The organism is Nocardia niigatensis NBRC 100131, assembly GCF_000308655.1.
GTDB lineage: Bacteria > Actinomycetota > Actinomycetes > Mycobacteriales > Mycobacteriaceae > Nocardia > Nocardia niigatensis.
The window spans coordinates 33,490-51,427 of the sequence record NZ_BAGC01000038.1 but is presented as its reverse complement, the minus strand read 5'-3'; the positions used below and the strand labels follow the sequence as shown (position 1 = coordinate 51,427).

The 17,938-nt window shown below is 67.4% G+C and carries 23 protein-coding genes; 15 read left to right on the top strand and 8 right to left on the bottom strand.

All coding sequences use genetic code 11. The features are described 5' to 3' along the window. Window positions 1-44 precede the first annotated feature (44 nt). From ON33_RS41130 to ON33_RS11505, 3 genes are all read left to right on the top strand, one after another. On the top strand, window positions 45-209 hold the full coding sequence (locus ON33_RS41130) for a hypothetical protein (RefSeq protein WP_157184488.1): 165 nt from the start codon (window positions 45-47) through the stop codon (window positions 207-209). Window positions 210-403: 194 nt separating this feature from the next. Further along, a complete protein-coding gene (locus ON33_RS11510) occupies window positions 404-973 on the top strand; it encodes a peptide deformylase (protein ID WP_040858314.1) in 570 nt (189 codons plus the stop codon). Between the two features lie 52 nt (window positions 974-1,025). Continuing rightward, complete coding sequence (locus ON33_RS11505) at window positions 1,026-1,229, top strand: hypothetical protein (RefSeq protein ID WP_040858313.1); 204 nt, start codon at window positions 1,026-1,028, stop codon at window positions 1,227-1,229. 3 nt (window positions 1,230-1,232) lie between these two features. On the opposite strand, the gene ON33_RS11500 is transcribed toward ON33_RS11505, so the two are convergent. Together ON33_RS11500 and ON33_RS11495 are read right to left on the bottom strand one after the other, a co-directional pair. Then, entirely contained in the window at window positions 1,233-2,240 is a 1,008-nt protein-coding gene (locus tag ON33_RS11500) for an LLM class flavin-dependent oxidoreductase (protein WP_040858311.1), read from the bottom strand. Between the two features lie 134 nt (window positions 2,241-2,374). Beyond that, complete coding sequence (locus ON33_RS11495) at window positions 2,375-3,202, bottom strand: NAD(P)H-binding protein (RefSeq protein ID WP_083868892.1); 828 nt, start codon at window positions 3,200-3,202, stop codon at window positions 2,375-2,377. A gap of 146 nt (window positions 3,203-3,348) precedes the next feature. On the opposite strand from ON33_RS11495, the gene ON33_RS11490 reads away from it, so the two are divergent. The 9 genes from ON33_RS11490 (at window position 3,349) to ON33_RS11455 (ending at window position 10,799) form a co-directional block, all read left to right on the top strand. Further along, window positions 3,349-4,191: a helix-turn-helix transcriptional regulator gene (locus ON33_RS11490; protein ID WP_085996723.1), complete on the top strand. Its 843-nt coding sequence runs from the start codon at window positions 3,349-3,351 to the stop codon at window positions 4,189-4,191. Then, the gene (gene sufB, locus ON33_RS11485; protein WP_040858306.1) at window positions 4,188-5,624 is read left to right on the top strand and encodes a Fe-S cluster assembly protein SufB; all 1,437 of its coding nucleotides are present in this window, start codon (window positions 4,188-4,190) and stop codon (window positions 5,622-5,624) included. The genes ON33_RS11490 and sufB overlap by 4 nt, the downstream gene beginning before the upstream one ends. Beyond that, the gene (gene sufD / locus ON33_RS11480; RefSeq protein ID WP_040858304.1) at window positions 5,624-6,826 is read left to right on the top strand and encodes a Fe-S cluster assembly protein SufD; all 1,203 of its coding nucleotides are present in this window, start codon (window positions 5,624-5,626) and stop codon (window positions 6,824-6,826) included. Before sufB ends, sufD begins: the two co-directional genes overlap by 1 nt. 34 nt (window positions 6,827-6,860) lie before the next feature. Next, the gene (sufC, locus tag ON33_RS11475; protein WP_040858302.1) at window positions 6,861-7,658 is read left to right on the top strand and encodes a Fe-S cluster assembly ATPase SufC; all 798 of its coding nucleotides are present in this window, start codon (window positions 6,861-6,863) and stop codon (window positions 7,656-7,658) included. Beyond that, window positions 7,659-8,912 carry a SufS family cysteine desulfurase gene (locus tag ON33_RS11470; protein ID WP_040858296.1) on the top strand — a complete coding sequence of 418 codons (1,254 nt, stop codon included), beginning with the start codon at window positions 7,659-7,661 and terminating at the stop codon, window positions 8,910-8,912. It abuts the gene before it with no gap. Window positions 8,913-8,915: 3 nt separating this feature from the next. Beyond that, entirely contained in the window at window positions 8,916-9,389 is a 474-nt protein-coding gene (gene sufU / locus ON33_RS11465) for a Fe-S cluster assembly sulfur transfer protein SufU (RefSeq protein WP_040858294.1), read from the top strand. A 2-nt stretch (window positions 9,390-9,391) separates the two neighbouring features. Further along, on the top strand, window positions 9,392-9,748 hold the full coding sequence (locus ON33_RS11460; protein WP_040858292.1) for a metal-sulfur cluster assembly factor: 357 nt from the start codon (window positions 9,392-9,394) through the stop codon (window positions 9,746-9,748). A gap of 137 nt (window positions 9,749-9,885) precedes the next feature. Then, window positions 9,886-10,044 (top strand): hypothetical protein, encoded by a 159-nt coding sequence (locus tag ON33_RS41125; protein ID WP_157184487.1) that lies wholly within the window; start codon window positions 9,886-9,888, stop codon window positions 10,042-10,044. Between the two features lie 173 nt (window positions 10,045-10,217). Beyond that, a complete protein-coding gene (locus tag ON33_RS11455) occupies window positions 10,218-10,799 on the top strand; it encodes a DUF7691 family protein (RefSeq protein WP_040858289.1) in 582 nt (193 codons plus the stop codon). 15 nt (window positions 10,800-10,814) lie between these two features. On the opposite strand, the gene ON33_RS11450 is transcribed toward ON33_RS11455, so the two are convergent. Both ON33_RS11450 and ON33_RS42725 read right to left on the bottom strand, forming a co-directional pair. After that, window positions 10,815-11,903: an ADP-ribosylglycohydrolase family protein gene (locus tag ON33_RS11450; RefSeq protein ID WP_040858287.1), complete on the bottom strand. Its 1,089-nt coding sequence runs from the start codon at window positions 11,901-11,903 to the stop codon at window positions 10,815-10,817. An 83-nt stretch (window positions 11,904-11,986) separates the two neighbouring features. Continuing rightward, a complete protein-coding gene (locus tag ON33_RS42725) occupies window positions 11,987-12,310 on the bottom strand; it encodes a hypothetical protein (protein ID WP_157184486.1) in 324 nt (107 codons plus the stop codon). A gap of 349 nt (window positions 12,311-12,659) precedes the next feature. Here ON33_RS42725 and lexA point away from each other — a divergent pair, with 349 nt between their 5' ends. From lexA to ON33_RS11430, 3 genes are all read left to right on the top strand, one after another. After that, window positions 12,660-13,322, top strand: coding sequence for a transcriptional repressor LexA (gene lexA, locus ON33_RS11440; RefSeq protein WP_040858285.1), 663 nt, complete (start codon window positions 12,660-12,662; stop codon window positions 13,320-13,322). A gap of 52 nt (window positions 13,323-13,374) precedes the next feature. Next, entirely contained in the window at window positions 13,375-13,830 is a 456-nt protein-coding gene (locus ON33_RS11435; RefSeq protein ID WP_040858283.1) for a DUF4189 domain-containing protein, read from the top strand. A gap of 111 nt (window positions 13,831-13,941) precedes the next feature. Further along, a complete protein-coding gene (locus tag ON33_RS11430) occupies window positions 13,942-14,565 on the top strand; it encodes a hypothetical protein (protein ID WP_051151936.1) in 624 nt (207 codons plus the stop codon). A 2-nt stretch (window positions 14,566-14,567) separates the two neighbouring features. Here the strand turns inward: ON33_RS11430 and ON33_RS11425 are convergent, their stop codons facing one another. The 4 genes from ON33_RS11425 to ku all read right to left on the bottom strand — a co-directional run bounded on the left by ON33_RS11425 (window position 14,568) and on the right by ku (window position 17,808). Next, window positions 14,568-15,548: an SMP-30/gluconolactonase/LRE family protein gene (locus tag ON33_RS11425; RefSeq protein ID WP_157184485.1), complete on the bottom strand. Its 981-nt coding sequence runs from the start codon at window positions 15,546-15,548 to the stop codon at window positions 14,568-14,570. A gap of 207 nt (window positions 15,549-15,755) precedes the next feature. Next, window positions 15,756-16,250 carry a hypothetical protein gene (locus tag ON33_RS11420; RefSeq protein WP_040858281.1) on the bottom strand — a complete coding sequence of 165 codons (495 nt, stop codon included), beginning with the start codon at window positions 16,248-16,250 and terminating at the stop codon, window positions 15,756-15,758. Window positions 16,251-16,299: 49 nt separating this feature from the next. Then, window positions 16,300-16,878, bottom strand: a complete 579-nt coding sequence (locus ON33_RS11415) for a GNAT family N-acetyltransferase (protein WP_040858279.1) — start codon at window positions 16,876-16,878, stop codon at window positions 16,300-16,302. Window positions 16,879-16,905: 27 nt separating this feature from the next. Then, complete coding sequence (ku, locus tag ON33_RS11410) at window positions 16,906-17,808, bottom strand: non-homologous end joining protein Ku (protein ID WP_040858277.1); 903 nt, start codon at window positions 17,806-17,808, stop codon at window positions 16,906-16,908. Window positions 17,809-17,938: the final 130 nt, after the last annotated feature.

Sequence of the window (17,938 nt, the reverse complement as noted above, 5' to 3'; positions counted from 1 at the left end):
GCGGCAAGGAATGGATCCAGTTCGACAACCCGTACGACGTCGGCATGAGCGGCCTGCCCGACTACGGCACCGATCAGGAACCGGTGAACTACGCCGATATCGCGTCGGCCGTGGGTATTCCGTCGCTACGGGTCACCCGCCCGTCGGAGGTGCGACCGCGCCGGCCGAGGCGTTCGCCGAGCCCGGACCCATGCTGGTCGACGTCGTGACCGACCCGACCTGTCCCTCCCGCCCCGGATCGACGCCGCGCAGGTCAAGGTTTCGCGCTGGCGGCGGGCAAGATCGTGCTGGCCGGTGGCGTCGGCCGCATGATCGAGCTGGCCCGCAGCAATATGCGCAATATTCCACGGCCGTAGCGGACCCCGGCGGAAACCGTCCGTCCTGCTTCTGAGAGAAATAGGGCATGGCTGTTCGACCGATCCTCATCGCCGGTGACCCCAGACTGTCCACCCCGGCCGTGCCCGTCACCGAATTCGACGCGGAGCTGGCCGCTTTCGTCGAGGACCTGTTCGAGACGAACACCGCGGCCCGGGGTGCGGGCCTGGCGGCCAACCAGATCGGCGATCCCCGAGCGGTTTTCGTCTACGACCTGGTCACCGCCGACGGCCGTCAGCGCGGGTACGTCATCAATCCGAGCATCGAGACCTCCGAGATCCCCGAGACCATGCCCGATCCCGACAGCAATGCCGAGGGCTGCCTCTCGGTGCCGGGGGAGTGGTTCCCGACCGGACGCGCCGACTGGGCCGAGGTGACGGGCGTCGACATCCACAACCAGCCCGTCTCCGTCGCCGGCACCGGCTATCTGGCCCGCTGCCTGCAGCACGAGACCGACCACCTACTCGGCCACCTCTACCTGGACCGCCTCATCGGCCGCAATAAGCGCGCCGCCAAGAAGATGATCAAGGCCAACGGCTGGACCGAGGCGGGCCGGTCCTGGCTCCCCGGTCAGGACACCGATCCCTTCCACGATTAGATCCGCGCACGCGCCCAGGCCAGAATCTGAAACACAAGCGCCCGAAATTCAGGTGTACGACACACCGTTGCGCGGGCATGCGCGCGCGGGCTGGGGGCTCGTCCACGCCCCGTTCGCGGCGCTGCTGTTCGTGCCGCTGACGGCCATGCACAACGCCTACGTCCGGCTCACGCCGGCTCTCCTCGCCGCGACCGCGATGGCGCTCCGGTGGCAGGTCGTCGAAGGTGATCTGCGCCGGTGGAGATCGGTCGGATAGTTCTCAGCGCGTGACGGATTCGCGTGTGCCCATCGCCGCGCCGGTCAGCTCGATCGAGCGCACCCGGTCGTCGACGTTCTGGGCATGATGCGCGGTGATGAGCTCGTCGGCCCGGATATCGGCGGCGAAATCCTCCAGGTACGCAACAACTTCGGCGGGCGTCCCCACAGCCGTGTACGTGGTCATTCTGGCCAGGTGCCGGCCGTTGGGCGAGGCCAGGAAGGCATCGATCTCCTCATCGGAGAACTCCATGCCGGCCGCGCCGCGCTTGATGAACGCGCGCGTGCGCTGCCGGTAGGAGACGGTCTTCTGCTCCTCGGCCTGCGCATGGTCTTGGGCCGCGAACACATTGACCCCGGCGATCACATAGGGCTCGGCCAGCTGCTCCGAGGGCTTGAAGCGGTCTCGGTACTCGCGCACGGCCTCGTGCAGCGAGTCCGGCGCGAAGTGCGAGGCGAAGGCATACGGCAGACCCAGGTGCGCGGCCAGCTGCGCGCCGAACAGCGACGACCCCAGAATGTAGAGCGGCACAACGCCTTCCGCTCGCGGTACGGCCTTCACTCCCGGGATCCGCGAGTTTCCGGTCAGGTATCCCTGCAACTCCAGCACGTCCTGCGGGAAGGTGTCCGCCGAGGACGGATTGCGGCGCAATGCCCGCATGGTCTCCTGGTCGCTGCCCGGCGCGCGGCCCAGCCCGAGATCGATGCGATCCGGGAACAGCGATTCCAGGGTGCCGAACTGCTCGGCGATCACCAGCGGCGAGTGATTGGGCAGCATGATCCCGCCCGCGCCCAGCCGGATCGAGTCGGTGTGCGCCGCCACGTATCCGATGAGCACGCTGGTCGCGCTGGACGCGATCGACCCCATGTTGTGGTGCTCGGCGTACCAGACCCGCTGATACCCGCTGCGCTCCGCCGCCTGTGCCAGCGCGACGCTGTTGTGGAAGCTGTCGCGTGCGGTCTGGCCGGGCGCGATGGCGGCGAGATCGAGAAGGGACAGTGCGACGGGCATGCTGGCACCGGCTTTCGTGGATCGGCGATCGTGGTCTGTGGGGCGGGCGCTGCGACACCCACCTTCCATGACAATTCGATTGGCATCGAACTTATGCCCGCGGCCCGTACATTGCCGGGTGGGCGACCGATCGGCTACCGGAATTCGGCCACATGCTCGGCGGCCCAGTCCCGGACATCCCGCGCCGGCCGCCCGGTGAGGTCGGCCACGACCGTGGTGACCAGATCCGAGGGCGGCCGGAACTCGGCCATCGACAGCAAGGTTTCGATCAGCGACGCCGGCAGTCCGGCCGCGACCATCGACTCCCGTGCCACGCCCAGCGGCAGCGCCTCGAACCGCAGCGAACGCCCCAGGGCGTCGCCGATCGCCGCGACCTGATCGGACCGCCCGACCACTCGCGGCCCGGTCACCAGGTATTTCCGCCAAGTGTGCGAATGATCGGTGAGCAGTCGCACCGCGACGGCCGCGATATCGCCCTCGTGCACCACCGCGGTCGGCGCGACCCCGGTACCGCGCACCACGTCACCGGCGCGAATCTGCCCCGCCCACCCCAGCGCGTTGGAGGCGATGGCGTCCGCGCGCAGGATGGTCCACGGCAGCCCGGACGCCTCGACGAGCGCCTCCATCTCGGCATGGCGCTGCGGAATCAGATCCGATTGCGGCCCTTGATCGTTCACCGTCGTGGACGACAGATACACGACCCGCTGAACGTGCTCGCTCAGCACCTTCAATACCCGTGCCGCGCCCTCCGTCCCATGGAACGGCCACACCAGGAACACCGATTCGACCCCGTCCGCGGCCGCCGCGAGGGAGTCCGGATCGCTCAGATCCCCGGCCACCACCTCGACGCCGGACGGCAGACCGGCGGTCTCCGGATCGCGAGCCAGCGCTCTCGTCCGGACCCCTGTCTCGGCCAATCGGGCCACTACCTGCCGGCCGACATTTCCCGTCGCACCCACCACGAGCACACTGTTCACGACTTCGGAAACCCGCCATGACCGGCCCGAATTTCCGAATCGCCCGGATATTCAGGGTGGCCCGGATCACACGCGACCCCATCGCCCCAGGTCGCGAAATTCAGGTCAGGTGACCCTTACTGGATCGGGGAATGGAATTCCGTCACACTGATGTTGTGAAAACCGTGGGTTTGCGGAACGCGGAACAGGCCGGGCACCAACACGACGGTGCCCGGTCCGTTGTCGTGCCCGGGCCGGCGGGTGAGGGCCACACCCGGGAAGCGGTCATCAAGCTGCTGCTGGAAGAGGGTCCGATCACCGCGACCGCCATCGGTGAACGCCTGGGGCTGAGCCCCGCGGGCGTGCGCCGGCATCTGGACGCGCTCATCGAATCGGGCGAGGCCCGCGCGACGCGGTCCGCGCCGTGGCAGCAGAAGGGCCGCGGTCGTCCCGCCAAGCAGTTCCAGCTGACGGCCACCGGCCGTGGCCGCCTGGGGCACGCCTACGATGACCTCGCCGGAGCCGCCATGCGGCAGCTGCGGGAGATCGGCGGGGATCAGGCCATCACCGAGTTCGCGCGCAAGCGGGTGGCGACGATCGTCTCCGGGGTCGGCGAGCTCGCCGGGCACGCCCCGGCCGAGACCGAGGCCAAGGCCGAGGAGATCGCGGAAGCGTTCACCGACGCCGGATTCGCGGCCTCGACCCGGAAAGTCGGTGCGGGCGTGCAGATCTGCCAGCACCACTGCCCGGTCTCGCATGTGGCCGAGGAGTTCCCGGAGCTGTGCGCGGCCGAGCTCGAGGCCTTCCGGGAGATTCTCGGAACGCATGTGCAGCGCCTGGCGACCATCGCCAACGGCGACTGCGCCTGCACCACGCACGTCCCGCTCGTGGCAGCGCCCCCCAAATCGAATACCGCCCAGCAGAACTCCGCATCGACCCCCGTTGCACAGCCCGCAACGACTTCTACACATGACTCCGGAAGGAGTGCCGAATGACGACGACCACCGACCAGGTGCAGCCGCTGTCCCAGGAAGAGACCATCGCGTCCCTGGGCACCTACGAGTACGGCTGGGCCGACAAGGATGTCGCCGGTGCCAGTGCCAAGCGCGGCCTGTCCGAGGACGTCGTACGCGACATCTCGGCGAAGAAGAGCGAGCCCGAGTGGATGCTCGACTTCCGCCTCAAGGCGCTGCGCATCTTCGACAAGAAGCCCATGCCGAGCTGGGGTTCGAATCTCGAGGGCATCGACTTCGACAACATCAAGTACTTCGTGCGCTCCAGCGAGAAGCAGGCCGCGTCCTGGGAGGAGCTGCCCGAGGACATCAAGAACACCTACGACAAGCTGGGCATCCCGGAGGCGGAGAAGCAGCGGCTGGTCGCGGGTGTCGCCGCGCAGTACGAGTCCGAGGTCGTCTACCACTCCATCCGTGAGGACCTGGAGAAGCAGGGCGTCATCTTCCTCGACACCGACACCGGTCTCAAGGAGCACCCGGAGCTGTTCCAGAAGTACTTCGGCTCGGTCATCCCCTCGGGTGACAACAAGTTCTCGGCGCTGAACTCCGCGGTGTGGTCGGGTGGTTCGTTCATCTACGTGCCGCCGGGCGTGCACGTGGACATCCCGCTGCAGGCGTACTTCCGCATCAACACCGAGAACATGGGTCAGTTCGAGCGGACGCTGATCATCGTCGACGAGGACGCCTATGTCCACTACGTCGAGGGCTGCACCGCGCCGATCTACTCCTCGGATTCGCTGCACTCCGCGGTGGTCGAGATCATCGTGAAGAAGGGCGGCCGTTGCCGCTACACCACGATCCAGAACTGGTCGAACAACGTCTACAACCTGGTGACCAAGCGCGCCAAGGCCGAGGCGGGCGCGACCATGGAGTGGGTCGACGGCAATATCGGCTCCAAGGTCACCATGAAGTACCCGGCCGTGTGGATGACCGGTGAGCACGCCAAGGGCGAGGTGCTCTCGATCGCGTTCGCCGGTGAGGGCCAGCACCAGGACACCGGTGCGAAGATGCTGCACCTGGCGCCGAACACCTCCTCGAACATCATCTCGAAGTCGGTGGCGCGTGGCGGCGGTCGTGCCTCCTACCGCGGCCTGGTTCAGGTGAACAAGGGTGCGCACGGCTCGAAGTCGACCGTGAAGTGCGATGCGCTGCTGGTGGACAACGTCTCTCGCTCCGACACCTACCCCTACGTCGACATCCGCGAGGACGACGTGACCATGGGCCATGAGGCCACGGTGTCGAAGGTGTCCGAGGACCAGCTGTTCTATCTGATGAGCCGCGGCCTCACCGAGGACGAGGCCATGGCCATGATCGTGCGCGGCTTCGTCGAGCCGATCGCCAAGGAGCTCCCGATGGAGTACGCCCTGGAGCTGAACCGCCTGATCGAACTGCAGATGGAAGGAGCCGTCGGCTGATGACGGTCGAGAATGTTGCCGTTGCCGCCGAGGGCCGCGTGAGCGAAGCGAACCACGGGAAGAGCCCGGCGATCAACAAGGGTGAGGTTTTTGCGTCCTTCGACGTGAACGCCTTCGAAGTGCCGTCCGCGCATGACGAGGTGTGGCGCTTCACCCCGATGCGTCGCCTGCGTGGCTTGCACGACGGCACCGCCATTCGCGACGGCCGGGCCGTCGTCGAGGCGAACGCTGTCGAGGGCGTGACGGTGGAGACCGTCGGCCGTGACGACGCTCGCCTCGGTGTCGCCGGTGCCCCCACCGATCGCGTTGCCGCGCAGGCGTACTCGGGTTTCGAGCACGCGACCATCGTGTCGATCGGCGCGGAAACCGAAGTGGCCGAACCGGTCGTCGTCACCATCACGGGTCCGGGTGAGGGCAAGACCGCCTATGGGCACACCCAGATCCGACTGGGCAACTTCGCCCACGCGAACGTGGTCGTCGATCAGCGCGGCAGCGGAACCTATGCGGAGAACGTGGAATTCGTGCTCGGCGACAGCGCCAAGCTGAATGTCACCGTCATCCAGGACTGGGCCGACGACGCCGTGCACGCGACCGCGCACCACGCCAAGCTGGGGCGGGACGCCACCCTGCGGCACGCCAATGTCACCCTCGGTGGCGATCTGGTGCGCCTGACCGCAACCGTCCGCTACGACGGTCCGGGCGGCGACGCCGAGCTGCTCGGCGTGTACTTCGCCGATGACGGCCAGCACTTCGAACAGCGCCTGCTGATCGATCACGGGGTGCCCCACTGCAAGTCGAACGTGCTGTACAAGGGTGCGCTGCAGGGCGATCCGTCCTCCAGCAAGCCGGACGCGCGCACCGTGTGGGTGGGCGACGTGCTCATTCGCGCGGCGGCCGAGGGCACCGACACCTACGAGGCCAACCGCAACCTGGTGCTCACCGATGGCGCGCGCGCCGACTCGGTGCCGAACCTGGAGATCGAGACCGGCGAGATCGTCGGCGCCGGACATGCCTCGGCCACTGGGCGTTTCGATGACGAGCAGCTGTTCTACCTGCGCTCGCGCGGTATCAGCGAGGAGGCGGCGCGGCGTCTGGTCGTGCGCGGCTTCTTCTTCGAGATCATTCAGAAGATCACGGTCCCCGAGGTCCGGGAGCGGCTCGAGGCGGCCATCGAGGCCGAGCTCGCCGTTGTCGGCGTCTGACTACTTCCCACTCCCACAAAGGAATTCGAATTCGATGACCACCCTGGAAATCAAGGACCTGCACGTCGAGGTCGCCAGCCCGGACGAGAACGCCGAGCCCATCAAGATCCTCAAGGGCGTGAACCTGACCGTGAAGTCGGGTGAGACCCACGCGATCATGGGCCCCAACGGCTCCGGCAAGTCGACCCTGTCCTACGCCATCGCCGGCCACCCCAAGTACACCGTCACCCAGGGCACCATCACCCTCGACGGCGAGAACGTGCTGGAGATGTCGGTCGACGAGCGCGCGCGTGCCGGCCTGTTCCTGGCCATGCAGTACCCGGTCGAGGTTCCGGGCGTCTCGGTCTCGAACTTCCTGCGCACCGCCGTCACCGCCGTCCGCGGCGAGGCGCCGAAGCTGCGCACCTGGGTGAAGGAAGTCAAGGAGGGCATGGCCGAGCTGGACATCGATCCGGCCTTCGGTGAGCGCTCGGTCAACGAGGGCTTCTCCGGTGGTGAGAAGAAGCGCCAGGAGATCCTGCAGCTGAGCCTGCTCAAGCCGAGGATCGCCATCCTCGACGAGACCGACTCGGGTCTGGACGTCGACGCGCTGCGGATTGTTTCCGAGGGTGTGAACCGTTACAAGGAGCGGGAGACCGGCGGCATCCTGCTGATCACCCACTACACGCGCATCCTGCGCTACATCCAGCCGGACTTCGTTCACGTGTTCGTGGGCGGCCGCATCGTGGCCGAGGGCGGCCCCGAGCTGGCCGAGGAACTCGACGCGAATGGCTACGTACGCTTCACCGCGGCGAGCCGCGAATCCGACACAGCCGCTTCCGTAGGAGCCTGAATGACCAGCACCGTGGGGACTCTCGACATCGCCAGGATCCGGGCCGATTTCCCAATCCTGAGCCGGACCGTGCGCGACGGGAAACCGTTGGCGTACTTGGATTCCGGTGCGACGTCGCAACGTCCGCTGCAGGTGCTCGACGCCGAGCGGGAATTCCTGCTCGAACACAACGCGGCCGTGCATCGCAGCGCGCACCAGCTCGCCGAGGAGGCCAATGAGGCCTACGAGGCGGCGCGCGCGGCGATCGCGGCGTTCGTCGGCGTCGGCGCGGACGAGATCGTGTACACCAAGAACGCGACCGAGTCGCTGAACGTGGTGGCCTACGCCTTCTCCGACGACCGATTCCCGTACCGCGTCGGGCCCGGCGACGAGATCGTCATCACCGAGCTCGAGCATCACGCGAATCTCGTTCCGTGGCAGGAGCTCGCGCGCCGGACCGGGGCGACGCTGAAGTGGTACGGCATCACCGGCGACGGCCGCATCGACCTGGACTCGCTCGAACTGTCGCCCGCCACCAAGGTGGTCTCCTTCACCCACCAGTCCAACGTGACCGGTGCGGTCGCGGATGTCGCCGAATTGGTGCGCCGCGCCAAGGAAGTCGGCGCGATCGTGGTGCTGGACGCCTGCCAGTCGGTTCCGCACATGGCGGTGGACTTCAGGGCGCTGGGCGTCGACTTCGCCGCCTTCTCCGGTCACAAGATGCTGGGCCCCTCGGGTGTCGGCATCCTGTACGGCCGGCGTGAACTGCTCGAGGACACCCCGCCGTTCATCACCGGCGGCTCCATGATCGAGACCGTGTACATGGATCACTCGACCTTCGCCCCGCCGCCGCAGCGGTTCGAGGCGGGCTCGCAGATGATCTCGCAGGTGGTCGGATTGGGCGCTGCCGTCAAGTATCTCTGCAATATCGGGATGGAAGCCGTTGCGGCGCATGAGCACACGCTCATCAGCGCGGCCCTCGAGGGTCTGGGAGCCATCGACGGCGTCCGCATCATCGGCCCGACCGAGAATGTCAACCGCGGCGGCGCGGTGTCGTTCCTGGTGGACGGCATCCACGCCCACGATGTCGGCCAGATCCTCGACGACCAGGGTGTCGCCATCCGGGTCGGCCACCACTGCGCGTGGCCGCTGCACCGGCACTTCGGCGTCGCTGCCACCGCCCGCGCCTCCTTCGCGCTGTACAACACCGTGGACGAGGTCGATCAGCTGGTGGCCGCGGTGCGGAAGGCCCAGAGCTTCTTCGGAGTTGCATAGACCATGCGCATGGAGCAGATGTACCAGGAAGTCATCCTGGACCACTACAAGCACCCGCACCACCGAGGGCTGCGCGAGCCGTTCGGCGCGGAGGTGCACCACGTCAACCCCACCTGTGGTGACGAAGTGACGCTGCGCGTGCACATCGACGACAACGGCGACGTCAAGGACGTGTCCTACGACGGCCAGGGTTGCTCGATCAGCCAGGCGTCCACCTCGGTGCTCACCGACCAGGTCATCGGGCTGCCGGTGCAGCAGGCGCTGAAGGTGGTCGAGGCGTTCGACGAGATGGTCACCGGCCGCGGCACCGTCGAGGGCGACGAAGAGGTGATCGGCGACGGCGTCGCGTTCGTCGGCGTCGCCAAGTACCCCGCCCGCGTCAAGTGCGCGCTGCTGGGCTGGATGGCGTTCAAGGACGCCGTGGTGCGGATAGCGTCGGCGGAGGAAGCCAAGAAGACGATGGGCAACGGGGAGTAGAGATGAGCGAAACCGAGCAGCAGGCCAAGGAACTCACCCCCGAGGAGATCCAGCACCTCGAGGACATGGAGGAGGCGATGCGCGACGTCGTCGACCCCGAGCTCGGCATCAATGTCGTCGACCTCGGCCTGGTCTACGGCATGACCTTCGAGGAGGGCATCGCCAAACTCGACATGACCCTGACCTCCCCGGCCTGTCCACTGACCGACGTCATCGAGGACCAGTCCCGCAACGCCCTGGTGCGTTCCGGCCTGGCCGAGGACCTGCAGATCAACTGGGTCTGGATGCCGCCGTGGGGTCCGGACAAGATCACCGATGACGGCCGCGAACAGCTGCGCGCCCTCGGGTTCACTGTCTGACGGGACCAGCGAATACCTGTGATGCGGGCCGATCCGGATACGGATCGGCCCGCATCGGCGTTTCCGGCTCGGGCCGTTGATCGCTCGGCCGACCGGAAGGACTGTGCGATAGCCGGATCCGGAAAGAAGTGATCCCCGTGGATCCCAACGACGCGATACTTCGCGATCTGATCGCCGAATACCGACTGCCGGAAACCCGACTCGGCGACCCGGCCCTCTACCAGCAGGCGCGTAACGTGCGCCGAGTCAGCGCTCGGCTGACCGAACGCCAGCCGGTCATGGCTGCCTACACCTGACTGCGCGGCGCCCGTGAAGACCTCGCCGCGGCCGAAGAGCTGACCGCCGAGGACCCGGCCAACCTGACCGCGCCGTCCGCCCCGCAGGTCTCCGGGGCGGCGGCCGTCGCCCCGGAAAATGTGTCGGCCCATCGTGTTACGGTGGGTCGACGTTTTCATCGGGGGAGGAAGATATGTCTTACGGGGTCATGCCGTATGCCGTGGATCTGGAAGGTATTCGGCGGCTCGGGTCGTACGATGCGGAATTCGCGGATGAGACGTTGGCTCGAATGTCCGCCTACGCACTCCGGAAGCTGGATGTGTCGGAGGATTTCGACATCGAGATCGGGCCGAAGGAACTACTCCGGCAGTTGTTGTGTGGGGAGCCTGCCCGGGAGGGGATCGGGTTCGCGTATGGGTATGCGCTGGAAGCATTTTGCGCGACCTATGGCGATATCCTGACGAATCGGGGGTGGTCCGGGATGCGGTACGGGTACTTCGAGGTGGTCGAGTCCGCGCTGTCGGAGCTCGGGGTGTCGTTCGATCCGGCGTCGCTCACTTACGGTGGGGTACCGGGGCCAATGCCGCGGATCGACGACTTTCCGTGCATCGGATCGCTCGATGTCGACGAGATCGACACGCTCGCTGGCATTTTCGATGCGGTGGACCTGGGTCGGCTGACCGACGTCGGTATCCGGGAATCGGTCGGCGAGATCGGGGATTGGCTACGGTACTGCCGGCAGCGGCGGGTCGGGCTGGTGTGTTTCTATTACTGAAATGAGGCCCGCCGGTCAGGCGTAGAGGTCGCTGTCGAGGGGATAGCGGTCGGCCAGCGTCGAGCGATCGTCGTAGAAGAAGTTGAGGACGAGATCGTCGGCGACCTGGAACAATTCGTCGCGGCCCTCGACGGCGGCCACCCATTCCATGGGCAGCGCCTCGAGGCCGTGGACCGCGCCGATCAGATTGCCCGCGACCGCGCCGGTGGAGTCGGAGTCACCGGAATGATTGACCGACAACAGCAATCCGGCGCGGACGTCTCCGGTGCGATAGGTGTGCAGCGCGCAGTACACCGCGATGGCGAGGCATTCCTCGGCACACCACCCGGCGCCGATCTGCTGGAGCCGCTCGGGCGTGGGATCACCCAGCTGTGCGATGGCCAGCGCCGCCGCCAGCGCCGAGACCGTCTCCGCGCTGGCCGGCATGGGCGCGATCCGGGTAATGGTGTCGCGCACGGCGATCGGCAGCTCGGCCCCGGCCACCACGCTGTCGGCGATCACCGCGAACGCGCCCGCCGCGAGATAGGCGGTCGGATGCCCGTGGGTAAGCTGGGCGCACCGCATGGCGGCGTGAAATGCCCGCTCGGACCCGAAACCGGCCAGCCCGAACGGGACCGACCGCATCACGGTCCCGCACCCCTTCGACTTCGGATTCACCGGTCCCGGTTCCCCGAACTCCAACGGCAGCAGCAACCCCTCCGCTTGCCGCCGCAGCCCGGTCATGCACGCGTTTCCCGGAGATCGCATGGCATACAGAAACCGGTGCCCCGCAAGCCACCCGTCGACCCGCTCCGCCGGCTTCTCCTGCTGCTGCGTATCCCGCCACCGCAGATACGCCCGCCGCAGCACCGGCGCCGGATCCGCGCCCTTCGGACACCGCAACAACCCCTCGGCGGTGAACAAGGTCATCTGGGTGTCATCCGTAATCTGCTGCGCCGCACCCGCAACCGGCCCCGGCAAGAACCCGGTAACCCCAGCCTCCCCATACCGCCCCCGAATCTGCGCCAAACTCAAAAACTCGATGGGCCACCCCAGCGCATCCCCGACAGCCCCACCCAACATCGCCCCCCGAACCCGATCGAACAATCTCTCGTAACCCTCCATGGCACAACCATATTCGGTCGACCATGCGTTCCACCTCGGCCAGTCGGCGCCCCGGTGCGATGCCCCCACCCGGGAACCCCTGATCACTTCGCGTCGAGGGCCTGGGTGAGGAGGGCTTGGGCGGTGGTGCGAAGGATTTCGGCGGCTTCGGGGCGGGGGAGGGCGGCTACGTCGACGAGCCAGACGAAGGATTCGATGCCGGTGGCGGATCGGATGGTGATGGCGAGGCGGTGGAGGTCGAGATGGGGGTGAGAGTCGCGGAGAGGGGCGAGGGCGTGCTCGATCCAGCCGATGGTCCGGCCGCGGCGGAGGGCGGAGGGGGTGTCGGTGTGGGGGGCGAGTGACATGCGGAGGGACGCGCGGAGTTCCGGATCCCAGTCGGTGGTGATGCGGACGCATCCGCGCATGACCAGGTCCAGGCGTTCGCGGGGATCGGCGGGGGGCGGGGTCGGGGAGCGGGGAATGTTCGTCGATTTCCGGGTGGGCGGCGGCGAGCAGGGCGCGCTGGTTGGGGAAGTAGCGGTAGGCGGTGGTGCGGGAGATGTCGGCGGTGCGGGCGGCGTCCTCGACGGTGGGGATGGCGCTGGCGGCGAGCAGGTCGCGGGAGGCCATGATGAGCACCGATCCCGCCGTCGTCGAACTCGAGGAGCCGCTGCTACTCCTGCCGCGCCCGCGCTGGGTCCGGAGTAACCAGCCGGGCGAACCAGCGGGTGTGGCAATCGATCTCGCTCGGGGGTATCGCCGTAGAATTCTCCGGTGACCTATGACGACTTCGACGGGTTCGAGCATCTCGATACCTCCACATTGCCGGAGCGGCAGCAGCGGATTCTGTGCAGCATTCGCGATTGGGTGCAGCGGCATGGATATTCGCCGAGCACGCGGGAGATCGGCGAATCGGTGGGATTGAAGTCGGCGTCGTCGGTATCGCGGCACCTGCGTGAATTGGAGGAGCGCGGATTTCTCACGCGTAGTGAATCGGTGACCCGGCCCATGGATGTGCGGCTTTTCCTGCGGGCATCCGGGTCGCAACAGCGGCAGGACGAGAATTCGGTGCCGGTCCCCGTAGTGGGCGATATCGCCGCCGGTACCCCCATTCTCGCCGAGGAGCACACCGACGACGTGCTGTCTCTGCCGCGCGAGCTGGTCGGCCGCGGCACCGTCTTCGGCCTGCGGGTTCGCGGTGACTCCATGGTCGACGCCGCCATCTGTGACGGCGATATCGTGGTGGTGCGCAAGCAGCAGGAGGCGCACACCGGTGAGATCGTGGCCGCCTTGATCGACGGCGAGGCCACGGTCAAGGTGTACCGCCGTGCGGGCGGGCACGTGTACCTGGAGCCGCGCAATGCGGCGTACCCGGTGATCGACGGCGATCACGCCCAGGTGCTGGGTAAGGTCGTCTCGGTCATGCGCCGGGTCTGAGCGTCTGGCATGATGACGGCCGTTATCACCTTCCATCCCCGGGGAGTATCGAATGTCGTTGCTGCGCAAGGCCGGTGTCGGCCTCGCCGTTACGTCGATGGCCGCGATGGGCACCGTGGCCGCCGGAACCGCCTCCGCGGCGGACACCGAACCGGTTTTCATCGCCACCTCCGGTGACCTGTACGGCGCGCTGGCGCTGTCCAAGAGCACCGGAAACGTCGCCTATGCCGTGAACTACGGCAGCTGGGACAGCGCGGACAGCACGGCCGTGGACAAGTGCGGCGGCGGCGATTGCGCGGTCGTCGTGCACTTCGCCAATGCCTGCGGCGCGGTCGCTCAGGGCGCCGACACCCGCTTCGGCTGGGCGTGGGCTCCGTCCAAGGTGGAGGCCGAGTCGGCCGCCATCAATGTGCTCGGTAAGAGCGCCCCGGGTTTTCCGGACACCGGGTCGTCCTCGCCGCGCCAAGCCAAGGTCATCCTGTCGGCTTGCACCGACAACGCGAGCTGACCGTCCGCGAAACACCCCGGCGCCACACCGGATTCGTCCGGTGTGGCGCTGTTTTGTTTGCTGGAGTCCATTTTCCAGCAACACGCCCGGCCGGGCGGAGATGATTTCCCCGTGGACGACATCACCTACGAGGACACCCGGTTCGCCATGCACGCCGCGGCCGAGCTGCTGATCGCCGGCCCGCAATACCGCCGCTTCGGCAGTATCCGCATGCGTATCGTGCTGGGCGGCTTCGCCGGCATCAAGTGGCCGGTGTCGGTGACGGGCACCGATCTGGTGTGGCCGCTGGGGCGCATCCGCCTGCACGGCACCTACAGTGACCTCGCCTCGACCGCCGGATTCGCGGCCGACGCCCCGCCCGCGGGCCTGTACTCCGACGGCACCCGCATGGATCCGGATGAGTCCTTCAGCGTCGACTCCGACGCCGCCACCACGGTGCACGACTGGTTCGCGGTGGGCGACACCGCATTACGGCGCTTCGCCGAGGAACAACCGGTGCTGTGGCCGGAGCACTTCGACCTGTCCGTCGCCGTGGACGAGGTGAATTACGGTGTCTCCCCCGGGGACTGGGACAACCCGCAGCCCTATGCGTATGTCGGGCCGTGGACCCGGCGTGCAGGCGAGTTCTGGAACGCGTCCTTCGGAGCCATGCGCCCCCGGGCCGAGGCGGCGACGGTCCAGGGCCTGCTGGAGTTCTTCCGGGAGGGCAGAGCTCGTGCCGCACAGGACAATTGACGTCAGTCGAGGTGAGCCTTCAGCACAGCGCCGCCCTCGGTGCCGAGCAGGAATGTGTGATTGTCGGACGGGTCGACGGCCACGGACGTCAGCGGCTGCTCCGAGGACAGCGTGCAGCCGGTGTGGGTGACCGGGTCGGCGCGCACGAATTGCCCGCTGCCGGTGGTGATGTAGAGCAACCCGTCCGGGCCGATCGCCAGATCGTCGGGGAGCAGCGCGCCGGGGGCCAGATCGAGGGCGACGCCGGCCCGGGCCGGATCGTCGATCGGCAGCGCGACGATGCGTGCCGTCGGGCTCTCCAAGAGGGTCACATAGAGCATGTTCCCGGCCACGACAATGCCGTCGGCACCGGATCCATTGGCTGCCAGTGCGTTCCGGGCCCGTTCGGTCCAGCCGGCATCCACGGTCCCGTCCGGGCGGATCCGTTCCACGGTGTTCGAGGTGGTGTCGGCGACGAAAAGATTCCCGGCCGCGTCGAAGACGGCCCCATTGGCCTGGCCGAGCCCGGACACGAACACCTCGGGCTGCGGAATCGCCGCCTCGGGATCGAATCGGAGTACGCCGCCCTGGTGGGCGAGACCGGCGATCGGTGAATTGCCGAAGGTCACGTACATCAACCCGTCCGGGCCGAGCCGCACCGCGCCGGGGCTAGAGGCGGGCACACTGGCGATGATGTGACCGTCGCGGTCGTAGCGCTCGACCGCATTGCCGAAGGTGCGCGCCACCCACAGATTGCCGGATGCGTCGAATCCCAGGTTCTCCGACCAATCGGCCAGCGGCACACGGGAGGGCAGATACGTTGCGAGCTGGGTGGGGGAGCAGGAGATCGGTGTAGCGGGCACCTCGGCCGCTGCCGGCCCACCCATCGCCGCCGGTCCGCCCGCGGCTGCCGTCACGGCCAGCAGCAGCGCAGCGCCGAGTCTCCCGCATCGCCCGCGCGGATCCGATTGCGGCGCAGCTGCTTCCGAACGCGGCTCCGGCATCGCGGCATCCCTTCGCTGGACGATGATCGCGGTCAGCGTATATCGCCTGGTCCAGCCCAGCAATGCTCATCGGTCCGGCATGTTCGCCGGTCGGAGTGCCCACTCGTGTGTGCCGGAGTTAAGCCGTATGCGAAGCGTCGCGGGAAGCGCGAACCCAGGCGCGGGAAGCCCCCGCTGGATCGGCCAGAGGGACCGGGGTGGCTGCGGTTACGACATGCCCGGGTGCGTCGGTAGCTGCTCGGTGGAGCGCTCCGTCAGTGCCGCTTCGACATTCGCGATTCCGGCCCGCACGCCCAGCCCGTAACCATCCTCGTCGAGGGTGTCGAGGCGGGCGCGAGCAGCCGCCAGATGCCGTGCGGCGGTATCGAAAGCGCCAAGGCGACGGTAGTCGTCGGCGAGGTTCAGGTGTAGCGACGGATAGAAACCGGCGACATTCAACCCCGCGTGGTGGGCCTGGGCACGCTCGTCGGTCAGCGAGTCGGCCGCATCGAGGGCACGGATGTCCCAGGTGAGCGCATCCGCCGCGTGCTCTTCCAGGTCCGCCAGAAAATGGGCCAGCGAGACCCGGTGCAGCGGGTCGCCGCCCGCGCCGATGGTGTCCCACAGCGCGGTCAGCTGTTCCCGCGCCGTCGCCGTATCACCTTGGCGGCCAAGGGTTACGGCGTCGTTGATGGCGGACATGGTCTCGTCGACAGCGGTCATGCCCGCGACCGTATCGCGAGGATCCGACAACCACGCGAGGCTCCGGCAACTAGCGGGCGGGCCGTCCGTGCCGCCCGTCCCCGGTGATCCGGCCGCGCCGGATGAGATCGCGCTTGGTGCCCGGTCCCAGCGTGACCTGTTCGTCGTCCCCGGCTACGGCCTCGTCGGGATTGGGCCGCACGAACAAGGTCACCGTGGTGCCCTCGGTGAATCCGTTCTTGCGCATCATGGATGCCGAGGCGGTGTTGTGGTTCTCCACGTCGGTGACGATGCGGGCCGCGCCGCGCCGGAACAGCAGGTCACAGCACGCGGTCATGAGCTGTCCCGCGACGCCGCGCCCCTGCATGTCGGGCGCGACCGCGATCCATTCCAGGTAGGCCCAGTCCTCGCGCAGCTCGAATTCCATGGAGGCCAGCACGAATCCGACGACCCGATCCGAATCCACCGCCACCCAGCAGGACCGGCCGGCGCTGTCGAGGTGCTCGGCCACCGAGGTCAGCGACCACGAGGTGTAGGGCTTGGCCTGGGTGTCGAACACCTGATAGCCGAGGTCGATGACCTGGCGCAGATGCCCGAGCCCCATGGGCACGACGGCGATATCCGGATGGATGGACAGGTCGGAATCCATGCCCGACAGTTTGCCAGGTGGGTGCTGTCACGCGCCCTTGCGAGTCGCCTTGGCCGGAGCCTTCTTCGCCGCCTTCTTGGCGGGCTTCTTCTCCGCGGTGGCCTTCGCCGCCTTCTTGGCCGGCGCCGCCGGTGCGGAACCCGTCTTCCGGCCGGAAGCTTCGAGACTGCGCTGCAGGGCCGCGACCAGGTCCACGACCTCGGCATCCATTTGCGGTACCGCAACCTCGGGCGCCCGGGTGACCTTGCTGGATCCGCTGGCGATCGCCTCGTCGAGCAGCTTCTTCAACTCGAGCTGATATTCGTCCACGTACAGGCCGGGATCGAAATCGTCGGACAGCGTATCGACCAGCGTCTCGGCCATCCGCAATTCCTGGGCCTTCGGCTCGGCCACGCCCTCGAGCTTGTCGAACGCCGCCGCCCGCACCTCGTCCGGCCACAGCAGCGTCTGCAGCACCAGCACCCCGTCGCGCACCCGCAGCGCTGCGAGCCTGGTCTTCTGCCGGAGGGTGAAGTGCACCAGCGCCACCCGGTCCACCCGTTCGAGGGTCTTGGCCAGCAGCGCATAGGCTTTCGGCGTGGTCGAATCGGGTTCCAGATAATAGCTCTTGTCGAACAGAATCGGATCGATCTGCTCCGACGGCACGAATTGCAGCACTGGTATTTCGTGTTTCTCGGCCGCCGGAAGTTTCGCGAAGTCCTCGTCGGTGAGAATCACCCGATCCCCGTCGGGTGATTCGTACGCGCGGTCGATATCGGAATACTGCACCGGCTGCCCGTCCACCGTACATACCCGCTCGTAGCGAATGCGCCCGCCATCCGCGGCGTGCACCTGGTGGAACTTGATGTCGTGGTCCTCCGTGGCGGTGTAAACCTTCACGGGGACATTCACCAGTCCGAACGCGATGGAGCCCTTCCAAATGGACCGCATTTCCCGATCGTACTTCGGACCGCGGCGCCTGGCGGGTAACGCGCCGCCGACCTGGGGTTTCGGGTGGCTGCGGGGAAAGTCGGTGGTGGTCGTCGCCTGACGGCCCGGTAGACGGCCTGGTTATCGGCTG